A 12,419-nucleotide genomic window follows, 5' to 3' on the forward strand; every position below is an offset into this window, starting at 1 on the left:
GAAACTACCCGTTAACCTCACGCTGAACATATTGATTCGCTTGAGTGACAATCTCTTCATAACTTTTGCTTCCTTTAGCAACTTCTTCAAGAGGCTTAGCAAACGTTTCTACTTGATAGAGAATGGTGCTGAGGATCATTTCGAGATTGGCAGGCAAAAACTCTTCACTCAAACTGGGATAGATGTACCGATAATAGAGAAGATGATCGGTTTCACTCAGCATAAACCCTGGAAGTAAGGTCACCTTATTGACAAGTGAAACCATACGCGCTGCTTCAGGGAAGGCTTTGTTTTTGACTTCAAAGGGAAGGACGAGGAAAAAGTCTAGAAATCGAGGATGGGACAGCTCATTGCGGTGCGCCCCCTCTGGAAGAATTTGGTCATATAGTCGCACTTGTAGAGTGAGATCTCGCATCTCCTCATCTCGACCAAGTGAGACAAAAAGTTGATCAAATGGAGTTTCTTCCGATGCCCCTTCTAAATGGGTCTCAAAACCCGAATCACTGAAAAAATTTTGAATCGCAGTCAAATGTAGTTTCACTTTCGGCCCTCCAATAGTAGCTGATATCGACGTTTAAGAAATCCTTCGGGATTTAACGCAAAAGCTTCTCTTTTTTCAGTTGGAATCTCGAGGAAATTCATGATTTCCACCATAGGGAGTTTGTCTTTTCCACTCCACTGAATTTTCCTTATTAAATCCTGCAAGAACAGATTCCAATCTGCCTTGTCTCGATTGATCTGATTATCAATCTTTTGAAGCCATCTGCGCTTGAGAAAAAAGTGTGAAACAGCAATAACTGTGACTAAAACAAGCACACCGATGACAGCATAAGTGAGTCCTCCTGAAGCCACTCCTGAGGCGAGCAAAGCTGCAATTCCCAAGACACCAGCAACAACTAAAAAGGCATTTGAAGCAAAACTGATCCAATTGTTTCGTTGGCTGATTTTTAACGCCTCTGCCTCGACAAGATTCAGATGGGTTTCTATGACTGTTAGATCGTGTAAAAGAGCTTGATTGGGCATTTTCAGATTGAGCTGATCTAATTTTTTTGACCGTACAGCTAAAAGCCCGATTTTTTTCTGATCATCGTGAAGCCCTTTCAAATTCATTGCCATCCCTACAGTTCCCAAAACAACTCCTAGACCAGCTCCGGCTATTCCAACCCAATTCAATGTTGTAGCAGCTGCAGTGGTCGAAAAAGAGGCGACAAGAGATTTCAGCATTGTACCCACCCCGCTAGCAGCGGTCGCCAATTGAGAAGCAGTGAGTGTTCCGAAGATAAACATTTGCGCTTTCATTCGGGCTTTTTCACTTTTTAACTCTTCGATATTTAAACTTGCCTTTTCTTGTAGATCGGATCCCAAGGCAAGTAAACGGGTTCCCTGCTCTAGTGTTTTGTGAGCAAGCTCAACTTCTTCGACAGAAGAATCTGCTAAAATCACTTTTTGAGCATTGGTTCGCATCGTTTGCCCTTGGTTTACCATGAGCTGAGCATGTTTGAAAATATCTTGGCATTCTCGCAAATCCCGTGCAGCTTCTCGATGGCGCCACATTGAATGTCCCGTTTTGTAAATTGAAAACGCCGATACGGGTAAAGCAAAACCGACAGATAATAACCCTGAACTTGCTCCCATTGCCTGAGCAGGTGTTTTTCCTGTCACTTTCGAAGTCGCTGCAAGGGAAAGCGACAGTTGCGCAATCGCATTGGGATTAGAAATCAACTTTTTCGTAAACAATTTCTCAAGCACTTTTTCGATTGTCGATCGTTCAGGTCTTAAGCGTGAATGGACCTTATCTAAAATTTCTTGATTTTTGAGGTCTTCATAAGAACGGACTTCTTGCGAGGCTAAAAAAAAGAGGCTAATTTTATCGCTAAAGACGTGTTTAAGCTCAGTAAATGCTAAAAGAAGGTCTTCTTTTGTTTCGAGGATCCGCCCTTTTTTTAAAGTCATTTGGATATCGCCACGAATGGAAATCGGTTCCTTTAAAATCATATCGAGTTCATCCATTGTTTGACGGTAAATCTCAATGAATTCTTTGAAGCGGTTCGGATCAAATTTTTCTCGAAGTCGCTCAATAAACTCGGTTTTTCCCTGCTTCGCTTCGATCGAAAGGTCTTTTAAAAAGGCAATTTCTTCCCATAGATATTTCGTTAAAAGGCGTGCGCGTGCTTTAGTGAATTTTTTTGCTGTGAGGTCCTGGACGCTATCAAGAAGGCCCATTAAATGTTCAAAGTGAACACCGAGCTCTGACTTTTCTCCTTCTGAGAGATCCGGAGCTATTTGGCAGGAGTGAATTGTCTTTTCAAAATGAGCTAAAGCTTTTCTAAGAGCATCTTCTTCAGCATGAAACGCTTTAGCCAAGAGATCTCCACCCCCTCGATGCCACTGATCGAGATCTGGCGCTTGCTCCAACTTCTTATCAGTTGCATCCATAAGTTTTGAAACGGACTCATGAAACGAGTCCGTTTCTTTCTTTAAGTCTTGACGACTACGAATCACACGAGGTTGTGGCGAAATTGGAATATCCATATTTCGCCTTGTACCCGATCTTTAATTATTAGACCAGCTGAGCTATCTCTATGGCAATAACTAAAAAAGCATAGAGTCCTAGCAATGTCAACAAGTACCGATTTCCCAATACCTTTAGATCGGTTTTAAGCTTCCAAACATACTTTCCTGACCACATGAGACCAATTGGCAAAAGCCCATTTAAAAAGGCTTCTCCAAATCCACCCGCTACACCAAGTGCTGTGCTAAAAATTCCTGGATTTAGTGCCGCTAAAAAAAACGGTGGAGTGAACGTGAGGACTGTGAGCCCAATTCGCTTCCACCCTTTGCGATGAGGAACACGAAAACCATCCCCCAAAAAGTCAACCATTGAAAAAGCCACTCCAAGAACAGAAGTGACAATGGCAAAAAATGCAAAGAAACGACCCACAGCAACAAAGTAGGCTTCACCCGTGACCGACTGAAAAGCCGCTGTCACAGGTGTTCCAGCTTCCAAGGTTTCCGCAATCACCTCTCTAGGAATGGCTCCAATGATCAGCCATTGCCAGACGATGTAGACACAAAGAGGCAAGATAGATCCCCAAAAAATAGAGATGCGTAATGCCCTCCGATCCCGCTTTAAATAGGTACATAATGAGGGAATCACGTTGTGGAATCCAAACGCGCTAAATAAAACCGGCATGGCAAACATCATAGCTGGCCACTTCACATAGGATAGCTGCTCAATTTTGACTTCTGAGCTACCACTTCCAATTAGAACAAGCCACGATCCAACCATCGCCACACTCATGATAATATTAACCCGGTCGATCGATTTAGGACCAATGGCCACAATTGTTCCGAAAACAATCCCAAAAATGAGAAACATCTCCCATCCCGAAAATGAAAGCCCGATCATTCTTAGGGCATCAGCTAAAAGTGGGGCGCCGGCAGCAAAATAAGCTACCATAAGGCAATAATAGAGAAAGATAAACATCCCTCCAGATAGTAAACGTCCCCCTTTGCCAAAAAAACGTCCCGACATCGATAAGACATTACTTCCATCTGGCATCCAAAGCGTCACCTCTAAAAAGAGAAGACCTGTTGCATACATGAAGAGCCACACGATAAGTGTGATTATGATTCCAGGGACAAAACCCGACACCCCTGTGACGAGAGGGAGCCCCAGCATTCCGGCTCCAACCATGGTGCCGGCGATTAAAAATGTGCCGCTTAAAATGCGGGAAAAACTGATTTGACGATTCATCATTCACCTTAAAATTAAAACATAATTGAAAAAAAACTGAGATAAAAAAATACGTGCGCCCTAGTGGGCATGGTGAAAAGACGAATCGATGTGTGAGGAAAGAAAATTTCTCAACATTAATCAAACCTTCAGTTAACCTGCATATTACCAAAAGGTTGAGTTAATGGCAAGTTTCGTAGTAAAAGTCACCCCAAAAGCAGCGAAAAATGAGATCATCGGCTGGGAAGGAGAGCTGCTCAAAGTGCGCCTCACCGCCGCGCCAGAAAAGGGAAAAGCCAATGAAGCGCTCATCACTCTCCTCAGCAAAAAGCTTAAAATTGCAAAATCACGCATTCATATTTTGAAAGGAGAAACGAGCCGTCAAAAACTCGTCGAGATCGAAGGAGAAACTCTCTCTTCTCTTCAAGAAAAGGTTAACTAATCCTTCCTTCTTTGATCCGAGCTCGGATCATAAAAAACCCAATGACAATAGAAATCACCACCACAGCCCACCCTAAAAGCCAGAAAGCATCATTGATCGATAAAATCTGCGCTTGAATTGAAGCATATTCCCTAAGTTGGTCAAAACTCCTAAAGGTAGCCGCCTCAGTAAATCCCTCTTGTCCATAAGCTCCAACTGATGGGATCGACCCCGCATTTTCAACTAAAAAAATGCGGCTTTCTTCCAAATGATTTTCTAAGGCGGGAGAGTTAAGTTGCATTTGCTCTCCAAATCTGAGCAGATGGAACGGATAACGAAAATACTGAATAAATTGCATGATTGTGGGTCCCAACGACCCTCCCAATTGTCGAAAGAGTGTCACAATCACAACAGCTTGACCAATGTTTTCAGGCTGAATTCTCTTCAAAGCAAGAGCCGTTAATGGTCCCAAAGCAAATCCGATTCCTGCTCCATGAAAGACTTGCAGCCAGATAAAGCTTCCATGACTACTTTGAATTGTAATGCTGTGCATCGTAAAACAACTGATTGCCGTAATAACCATTCCTATCATTGCGAGAATGCGAACGCCAATTTTTGGGCTTAAAAGTCCACTCATCGCCCCAAAAATTCCAATACTTACTCCAAATGGAACTTGTAGTAATGCTGCTCGGTATTTGGAATAAAGAAGACCCTCTTCAAAAACTGACGTCAATGACATTGTCATAGAAAAGAAAGTCACTGCAACAACAAAAATTGCAGTGTTACCCAAAAGAAAGGGGCGAATTCGAAATAAACTCAAATTGAGAAGAGGAGACTTAGCTCGTTTTTCCCACCAAATGAGTCCAATAAGGGAAATAAAAAAAATCACAGTTGTTGATATTGCCAGTGTCGAAGTAAATCCCTCAGTATTCCAAGGAGCTTTAACATTGGGAATCCAGGTGACAAGTGATCCCACTGCCCCTGCATAAAAGACCGTTCCCCAAAAATCAAAAGGACCCGCACTTCTTCTTTCAGTTTCCTGCACAAAAATCCAGTTGAGAATCAAAACGACTGGAGCAAAAAAGAGAAAAATAAAGTAAATCCAACGCCATCCAAAAAAATCTGTTAAATACCCTCCTAAAAATGTACCTCCCCCTGTACCCACTCCAAAAGCCAGCGCTACATATATCGCAATCGCAACCGTTTTCTTCTCCTTAGTAAATACATGATCTACAAGAGTCAAAGATGCTGGAAAAATTGCCCCAGCTCCTACTGCAGAAAGACAGCGAAAAATGAGCATCACCCAATAATTGCCTGTTAGCCCTGCAATAAAGTTAGGAATAAAAAAGACTATGAGCCCCACAAAAAAAACCGTTTTGTAACCAAAGCGGATAGAGCACTTATCGGCAATAGGAACCATGAAAGCGGTCATAAAAAAATAAAGAATCGTAAGCCACAAGTTTTTTTGGCTCCCGATAACCAAAGCTCCTTGAATGGATGCATCAGCCACAATCCCCGCAAAACCCGAAGCAATAGCACAAATTGTCGACAAAATCATCACAGCTAAAACAATCCAGGGAACGCAGGGATTGCTCGGATTGACAACGCGAGGTTTATCCCAATTGAGCAGGTGTTTTAGTGCCATAGGCCTATCCTACTAACCTGAGCTCTGGGTTTATTTTACTCAGCCTCAGGAGAGAGAGCTCTTTTAAATTCTCGGTGTTTTTGCTGATGGAAAGGACCAAACGGTCCTTTTCGAGGCAAAAAGGCTGAGAAGAAAAAGAAGCGAAAATGATGCTTTTTAAATGGTAGGTCAGGGTCATAAGGATCCTAAATCTTGATTTTCACTTCGACATTCATCCCGGGAAATAAATAGAGAGGTTCGGTGGGCTGGGCCGGAATTAAACTAATCTTAATGGGAATACGCTGAGCAACTTTCGTGTAGTTCCCCGTTGCATTGTTTTGAGGAATCACAGAAAACTGCGATGCTGCTGCAGATTTGATCGTGAAGATTTTGCCGTAAAACTTTCGACCGGGGTAAGCATCGACTGAAATCTCCACTTCATTACCCAGTCTTACTTTTTTAATCTTTTTCTCACTTAAGTTCGCTTGGACCCATATACGCCCCTGATCATACATCGTAAATATCGACTGTCCAGGACGCATGACATCTCCAGTAAACACCCATCGCTTGGCAATTTGTCCATCAAAAGGGGCATAAATCAAGGTGTGATTGAGGTAGGTATTGATAAGCCCCACCTTCGTTTCAGCATGCAATGCGTCCGCCTCTGCTTTTGTATAGGCCGCCTCTGCCATTTCAAAGTCTTTTTGCTTGTGGTCAAAATCTTGCGAGGAGATGATTTGATCTCGAATTCCCTGCTGCGCCCTCAAATAATCGTTGCGCACCTTTGCTAAATGAGCTTTTTGAAGCGCCACATTCTTGATGGCACTTTCTAAAGCTGCTTCAGCCTCAAGCTTTTGCGACTCAAAGATATCTTGTTGAATCACTGCCACAATCTGACCTTGCTGAACAAAGTCTCCTTCATCAACAGTGAGATCAACGATTCGACCCAATATATCTGGGGATAAGTCGATCCGGAAAGCATCAATAAATGCGTCGTTTGTCGAGACATATTCACTTTCGTATCGGTAGATACAGTAACTACCTATCGCAAGCGCAACAACCACAACTGCGCCTACAAGATAGCCCCATGAGAATTTTTTTTGTTTCACATCCGTCATCTCATATCCTCACATATTCACATCAATCCCACTTGCGTGACGCAACTGATAGTAGGAATCAATAAGCTCAAATTGAGCCTCTAAAAAATTGTTTTTTGCTTCGATGAAATTGTTGATGGAAATTTGGTAATCAAAAATCGAAATGTATCCAATTTCCATTTTTTCACCAGCCTGAGCCAATGTTTGATCTGCAAGTCTTACATTCCCCTCCGAAGAAACCTTTCTCGCAATAGCACTTTCAATCGAAAAGATCTGATTGCGCACCTCTTCTAGAGCTTCTTGCACGCGAAAACTCAGACTTGATTTTTGAGCCGAAACCTGCGCTTTTGCTGACCAAATCTTTCGCTCCCGACGCAAGCTATCAAAAATGTTCCACGTCAAAACCACTCCCACACCCCATTGAAAGTTTTGGTTGAGAAAGCTCGAATTGGGAAACTCCACATATGGGGTAGGCTCTCCCCCGTACTGGGCTTGAAACTCAAGCTGCGGTAAATATTGGCCCTGAGCTTTTTTCACATTTGTCTTAGCCTGATCAATCATGTTCTCGGCTTGCCTCAAGTCGGGGCGAGACTCCATCGCAATCCGTTCCCACTGCTGCATCTCATCTTTGGAAAACAGATGGTCAATCCACTCCGCCTGATTCCTTGGATTCGACGAAGGAAAAATGAGCCCTGTCGTGACTGGTGTTTTGAGGAAAACTTGCTCTTGCCCCTCTAATTTTTTCCTAAGGAGATCTATTTGAGAAACCGGAATTTCCTTTTCAGAGATCTCTAAAGCCACCGCTCCCGGTTCATAGCCCAATGTCTTTGCAAGCTTGTTGAGATCGACTCTTAGTTTTTTGACCATTTTGTAGTAAACCGAAAGGGCGTTTGAAACCGCCACCTGACTTTGGTTCACATCAAAGGTCGTTGCTGTTCCGATGCGAAGTCTATCCTCCATTCTGACTGCTAAAGCCTTGAGAACTTCAACATGGGTCACCGCCGTTTCGATTTGATTCAAATCCAGGATCACTTGGTAATACCCACGACGTACTTGATACAAGATATCGTTGATGATGCTCAGTCGGATCAACTGCAACTCTTTATAAGCCAATTTTGTCAGCTGCAAATTGTACATCTTGTCAGACGAAAAAAGGGTTTGTGTCATGAGAATTTGGGTCATAAAAGAGCTCTTATTCATCGACCCGATGTTTTGGTCATGTTGGGTTTGAAATGCTTGAGAAGTGAGTTCGAGTTGCGGCATCCAATCCGACACACTGATTAAGTGACCGAGGCGAGCTTTTTCAACAAGGCTATCGACCTCTTTGAGATGTTGGTTTTTCTCAAGTGCAATCTCTTCAGCTCGTGTCAAATCGAGTGTCACCACTTCTTCACAACGTAAAGAAGCAAAGCTTAATCCAAAACAAACAAATGCAAAACTGAAGAATCTCATACTTAAAAAAGATATGTCGTATTAAGTTTTACATATCTCTTCTATGTTATTTCTTCAACCTCAGAACCTATCCAATATTAAAGATATTTTTTATTCCATCCTTTTTGGAATCTTTTCTTTTTCATTTTGATCCTTATTTCATGAGATAGGTTTAAGAGTAAATCCCATCCAAACTCTTCGCCAAAACCTATCAAACAGAATTACAACATACTAAATATCAAGATATTACACTATATGTTGCAAAATTTAACAACAAGTGTTAAATTTTGCAACATAGAAGGAAAGATATGCTTAGAAGAAATATTGAAGAAGAGCTCAAGGCCTTTCTCAAAATCATGCCTGTTGTTCTCATCACAGGTGCTAGACAAACCGGAAAAACAACACTCGCAAAGTCTATAGCCCAAAAAAAGGGCTACACCTTTTACACCTTTGACGATGCACTCACTCTAGCAAACGCTAAAAGAGACCCTTCAGGATGGCTAGAGTCATTACCAAAACCTGTTATAATCGACGAAGTACAACGAGTACCTGAAATCTTTTTATCTATAAAAAAAGACGTTGATGAAAATAAAAAACCTGGGCGGTACCTGATTACTGGATCTGCAAATCCATTTCTCATTCCTAGACTGGGCGACTCGTTAGCAGGAAGGATAGGCATTCTCAACATGTTCCCGTTTTCTTATGGAGAAATCATCGAAAAAAAAGAACGCTTTATCTCAACCATTTTTGAAACTAAATTTTCCCCAAAAAACCTTTCAAAGCTTTCTCATGAAACCCTTTATGAAATCTTGCTCTGGGGTGGATTCCCCCCTGTTCAAGATCTAGTCACAATCGAAGACTTAAACAGGTGGATGAAATCTTATCTTCAAACAATTATGGAAAGAGATGTTCGAGATCTCGCAAATATTGAAGGATTACGCGAATTCCCAAATCTATTTAGACTTTTAGCATCTCGAACAGGAACTCTTTTAAATGTCTCGCAGCTTTCTAGATCACTGGGAATGGTTCACGTCACCCTTAAACGATATCTTCGTCTTTTAGAAGCTCTATATTTCGTATATCTACTTCCCTCTTGGCATTCTAATCAGGGAAAAAGACTGACAAAATCTCCAAAAATGTACCTTTGTGACACCGCAATTCTCACAACTGTTTTAGGTATGGATTCTGACAACTTAGAAGGGGATCCCACTTTTACTGGACAAGTGTTAGAAAGTTTTGTTTTTTCAGAGTTATTAAAGCAAAAAAGCTGGTCGAACGTCCCTTTTGAACTTTATCATTTTCGAGATCGTGATATTGAAGTTGATTTTGTACTAGAAAGATTCGACGGAACTTTAGTCGGCATTGAAGTGAAAAGCGCTAACACTATTCACAATGGAGACCTTAAAGGACTCAAACATTTAAAAACCATTGCAAAAAAATCTTTCTCCAATGGAATTATTCTACATCTTGGAACACAAATCCAACAATTAGATGAGAATATTTGGGCTTTCCCGATACAATCCCTTTGGGAGCTTTGAAAACTTTACCGCTCAGCATACAGAGTTCGGGTTAATATAAAACATGTTAAAGAGACTTGGAGTAGACGATTTCGATGCCAGCTTTGCGCATCTTTTCGATGGCATGCTTTTCGTCATGGGGATCTAAGTTGACAGGACGACAGGCATCAAGAACCACTGCCACTTCATACCCGAGTTCTAGCGCATCCATAGCCGTATATAGCACGCAGTACTCTGTCGTCAGACCAGCCAAAAAGACCTTGGTGACATTTTTAATCCGAAGAAATTCATCAAGGCCCGTTTCACGCAACCGCTCATTGTCAAAAAAGGCGCTATAACTGTCAATTTCCGGATTATTCCCCTTATGAAAATACTTGTGAATCCGGTCTTTGTTCAGCTCTTTGACAAGGGCAGCACCATGCGTATGCTCAACGCAATGCACCGGCCAAAGGATTTGCTCAATTCCGTCGACTTTGATTTTCTCCCCAACTTCTTTCCCATGCGTTTTCGCAAAGCTGACATGATTTTCGGGATGCCAATCTTGGGACGCAATCACAAGGGAAAACTTTCCAATGAAGCTATTAATGACGGGAATGACTTCATCTCCTTTTTTCACTCCAAGTGCTCCACTAGGCATGAAGTCATATTGGATATCGACAACGATTAGAGCTTCCATCATCTATGACCTCGCAACGATTCGATGAGCTCAAGCTTACGGTTGTAGACACTTTTTTCAAGACCGACAAAGTAGGGCTCAGGATAGAGAAAACGACGAACTGCCGGTGCAAAACGGTCCAGCTCGGCAAGTGTATGAGCCCGAATCTCTTGTAAAGAAGGAGACTCATAGACACACTTTCCTCCACGAAAGATCGGAATAAGAAGGTCTTTATACTTGGTTTTATCTGCAACTTGCCTTTGACGAGTGGGATCTATCGGATCGATAATTTCAGGATGAGAGGGAGCAAGAGACTCCATCTCATACAGCATATCTGAAAGATATTGCCCCTGAGCATTCATATAACGGCGCACCTGCAAAATCCCTGGATTTGTTGTCTTTACAATCTGCTCAGAAATTTTGATCTTTGGAACCCAGTTCCCCTTTTCGTCTTGAATTGCAGAGAGCTTGTACACTCCATCTAGTGCTGGCTGATCTTTGGCAGTGATCAGGTTTGTCCCCACTCCCCACAAGTTGATTTTGCATCCTTGCTTCTTAAGATCACGAATGATGAGCTCATCGAGCTCATTGCTCGCCATGATTTTTGCATCTTGAAACCCAGCTTCATCGAGTAGCTTCCGAATCTCAATACTGAGATGAGCCAAATCCCCCGAATCAAGGCGAACTCCTAGCATTTTGCTTCCTTTTTCTTTTGCAACCTCAATAGCGTGTTTCACTCCTTGAACTGTGTCATAAGTGTCTACGAGATAAATGCAGTTATCGGGAAGGGCCTCTGTATAGGCTTTAAAAGCCTCTTTTTCTTGATCAAATGCCATGATCCAGCTATGTGCATGCGTTCCCTTCACTGGAATACCAAAATACTTGCCACCAATGACATTTGAGGTGCTGTGACACCCACCAACATAAGATGCGCGCGTTCCAGAAAGTGCTCCATCAATTCCCTGTGCACGCCGGAGCCCAAATTCAATCACCTCATCTCCTTCTGCGGCACAACAAATGCGCGACGCTTTGGTCGCAATCAGAGTTTGAAAGTTGATGATGTTTAGTAGCGAGCTTTCTAGCAATTGTGCATGCAGGATCGATCCTCGCACAATTAAAAGGGGCTCATAAGGAAAAACAGGAGTTCCTTCCACCACCGCATCGATATCACAATCAAAGGAAAAACCCTTCAAATAGTTAAGAAATCCCGACTCAAAGAGAGGCTTACCGTTATAAGTCTTCAAACTCTCCAAGTATGTCAGATCTGACTCTTCAAAATGAAAATTCTTAATGAATGCGATAGCGGTTTCAAGTCCTGCAGCAATTGCAAAGCTTCCTTGAAAAGGACGCCTACGGAAAAAGAGGGAAAAGGCAGCTTTTTGATTTGTCATCCCAAGCTTCCAATAGCCATAAGCCATTGTCAGCTCATAGAGATCTGTGAGGAGTGCTAGTGAGCAGCGATAGAATCCCCCCTGATCTGCTTTCATGTTTATCCTGCTTGCTTGATGAGTGCGCCATCACAAAAAGGTCATGTGACCCTAACTTACTTGTGACGTAACTGGTGGAGTATACTCAACCCCATGTTTTTGTAACAGTTCCGCCTTACGCATTTCAAGCTGATCGATTTCTTGTTGATAGCGCGCAGCAATTTCACGACTGGCATCGGCATCAGCCCATGCTCTTTTGGCATCGAGAAGGTTATGAGATTGAAACTGAAGCCGATCCCCATCATTTTGACGGCGGGCAGCACGAGCAAGCTCTTTGTCTCTTAAATCAGTAAGTTTACTAATCGTATTATCGATATTCTCGACTTCTTGCTTCCACTGATCGGGAGGAAGCTCTTTGACCAAAGCTTGAATACCAAATCCTAATAAGATGAAACACAATGCGAAAAGCCCGATCTTCTTTCCCATCCTCACTCCAATTAATGCACTCTCA

Annotated in this window: 11 protein-coding genes; 2 read left to right on the plus strand and 9 right to left on the minus strand. The window is 42.4% G+C overall.

Annotated elements, in window-relative coordinates:
- Nucleotides 1-4 precede the first annotated feature (4 nt).
- Genes SNE_RS08130 through SNE_RS08140 form a run of 3 tightly spaced genes read right to left on the minus strand, consistent with a single transcriptional unit; the run spans nucleotide 5 to nucleotide 3,760 of the window.
- Nucleotides 5-541 (minus strand): type III secretion system chaperone family protein, encoded by a 537-nt coding sequence (locus SNE_RS08130; RefSeq protein ID WP_013943919.1) that lies wholly within the window; start codon nucleotides 539-541, stop codon nucleotides 5-7.
- A complete protein-coding gene (locus SNE_RS08135; protein WP_013943920.1) occupies nucleotides 538-2,532 on the minus strand; it encodes a hypothetical protein in 1,995 nt (664 codons plus the stop codon). Before SNE_RS08135 ends, SNE_RS08130 begins: the two co-directional genes overlap by 4 nt.
- A gap of 28 nt (nucleotides 2,533-2,560) precedes the next feature.
- Complete coding sequence (locus SNE_RS08140; RefSeq protein ID WP_013943921.1) at nucleotides 2,561-3,760, minus strand: amino acid permease; 1,200 nt, start codon at nucleotides 3,758-3,760, stop codon at nucleotides 2,561-2,563.
- Between the two features lie 160 nt (nucleotides 3,761-3,920).
- On the opposite strand from SNE_RS08140, the gene SNE_RS08145 reads away from it, so the two are divergent.
- Complete coding sequence (locus tag SNE_RS08145) at nucleotides 3,921-4,178, plus strand: DUF167 domain-containing protein (protein WP_013943922.1); 258 nt, start codon at nucleotides 3,921-3,923, stop codon at nucleotides 4,176-4,178.
- Here the strand turns inward: SNE_RS08145 and SNE_RS08150 are convergent.
- The 3 genes from SNE_RS08150 to SNE_RS08160 all read right to left on the minus strand — a co-directional run bounded on the left by SNE_RS08150 (nucleotide 4,171) and on the right by SNE_RS08160 (nucleotide 8,330).
- A complete protein-coding gene (locus SNE_RS08150; RefSeq protein ID WP_013943923.1) occupies nucleotides 4,171-5,802 on the minus strand; it encodes an MFS transporter in 1,632 nt (543 codons plus the stop codon). The two genes, SNE_RS08145 and SNE_RS08150, sit on opposite strands and share 8 nt — an antisense overlap.
- Before the next feature lie 185 nt (nucleotides 5,803-5,987).
- Nucleotides 5,988-6,899: an HlyD family secretion protein gene (locus tag SNE_RS12360; protein ID WP_013943925.1), complete on the minus strand. Its 912-nt coding sequence runs from the start codon at nucleotides 6,897-6,899 to the stop codon at nucleotides 5,988-5,990.
- A 9-nt stretch (nucleotides 6,900-6,908) separates the two neighbouring features.
- The gene (locus SNE_RS08160; RefSeq protein WP_013943926.1) at nucleotides 6,909-8,330 is read right to left on the minus strand and encodes a TolC family protein; all 1,422 of its coding nucleotides are present in this window, start codon (nucleotides 8,328-8,330) and stop codon (nucleotides 6,909-6,911) included.
- Nucleotides 8,331-8,617: 287 nt separating this feature from the next.
- Between SNE_RS08160 and SNE_RS08165 the strand changes: the two genes are divergently transcribed.
- Nucleotides 8,618-9,847: an ATP-binding protein gene (locus tag SNE_RS08165; RefSeq protein WP_013943927.1), complete on the plus strand. Its 1,230-nt coding sequence runs from the start codon at nucleotides 8,618-8,620 to the stop codon at nucleotides 9,845-9,847.
- A gap of 46 nt (nucleotides 9,848-9,893) precedes the next feature.
- Here SNE_RS08165 and pncA read toward each other — a convergent pair whose 3' ends face one another.
- The 3 genes from pncA to SNE_RS08180 are packed head-to-tail and all read right to left on the minus strand — an operon-like array spanning nucleotide 9,894 to nucleotide 12,394.
- Nucleotides 9,894-10,505: a bifunctional nicotinamidase/pyrazinamidase gene (gene pncA / locus SNE_RS08170; RefSeq protein WP_041418961.1), complete on the minus strand. Its 612-nt coding sequence runs from the start codon at nucleotides 10,503-10,505 to the stop codon at nucleotides 9,894-9,896.
- On the minus strand, nucleotides 10,502-11,968 hold the full coding sequence (locus tag SNE_RS08175) for a nicotinate phosphoribosyltransferase (protein ID WP_013943929.1): 1,467 nt from the start codon (nucleotides 11,966-11,968) through the stop codon (nucleotides 10,502-10,504). The genes pncA and SNE_RS08175 overlap by 4 nt, the downstream gene beginning before the upstream one ends.
- Before the next feature lie 51 nt (nucleotides 11,969-12,019).
- Nucleotides 12,020-12,394, minus strand: a complete 375-nt coding sequence (locus SNE_RS08180; RefSeq protein WP_013943930.1) for a hypothetical protein — start codon at nucleotides 12,392-12,394, stop codon at nucleotides 12,020-12,022.
- Nucleotides 12,395-12,419 lie beyond the last annotated feature (25 nt).

The organism is Simkania negevensis Z, from assembly GCF_000237205.1.
Classification (GTDB): domain Bacteria; phylum Chlamydiota; class Chlamydiia; order Chlamydiales; family Simkaniaceae; genus Simkania; species Simkania negevensis.

Bases quoted from the DNA above. Each gene is read 5' to 3' on its own strand.
- SNE_RS08180 (WP_013943930.1), bottom strand. From the start codon at position 12,394: ATGGGAAAGAAGATCGGGCTTTTCGCATTGTGTTTCATCTTATTAGGA.
- SNE_RS08145 (WP_013943922.1), top strand. From the start codon at position 3,921: ATGGCAAGTTTCGTAGTAAAAGTCACCCCAAAAGCAGCGAAAAATGAG.
- SNE_RS08160 (WP_013943926.1), bottom strand. From the start codon at position 8,330: ATGAGATTCTTCAGTTTTGCATTTGTTTGTTTTGGATTAAGCTTTGCT.
- pncA (WP_041418961.1), bottom strand. From the start codon at position 10,505: ATGATGGAAGCTCTAATCGTTGTCGATATCCAATATGACTTCATGCCT.
- SNE_RS08140 (WP_013943921.1), bottom strand. From the start codon at position 3,760: ATGATGAATCGTCAAATCAGTTTTTCCCGCATTTTAAGCGGCACATTT.
- SNE_RS08150 (WP_013943923.1), bottom strand. From the start codon at position 5,802: ATGGCACTAAAACACCTGCTCAATTGGGATAAACCTCGCGTTGTCAAT.
- SNE_RS08135 (WP_013943920.1), bottom strand. From the start codon at position 2,532: ATGGATATTCCAATTTCGCCACAACCTCGTGTGATTCGTAGTCGTCAA.
- SNE_RS08175 (WP_013943929.1), bottom strand. From the start codon at position 11,968: ATGAAAGCAGATCAGGGGGGATTCTATCGCTGCTCACTAGCACTCCTC.
- SNE_RS12360 (WP_013943925.1), bottom strand. From the start codon at position 6,899: ATGACGGATGTGAAACAAAAAAAATTCTCATGGGGCTATCTTGTAGGC.
- SNE_RS08165 (WP_013943927.1), top strand. From the start codon at position 8,618: ATGCTTAGAAGAAATATTGAAGAAGAGCTCAAGGCCTTTCTCAAAATC.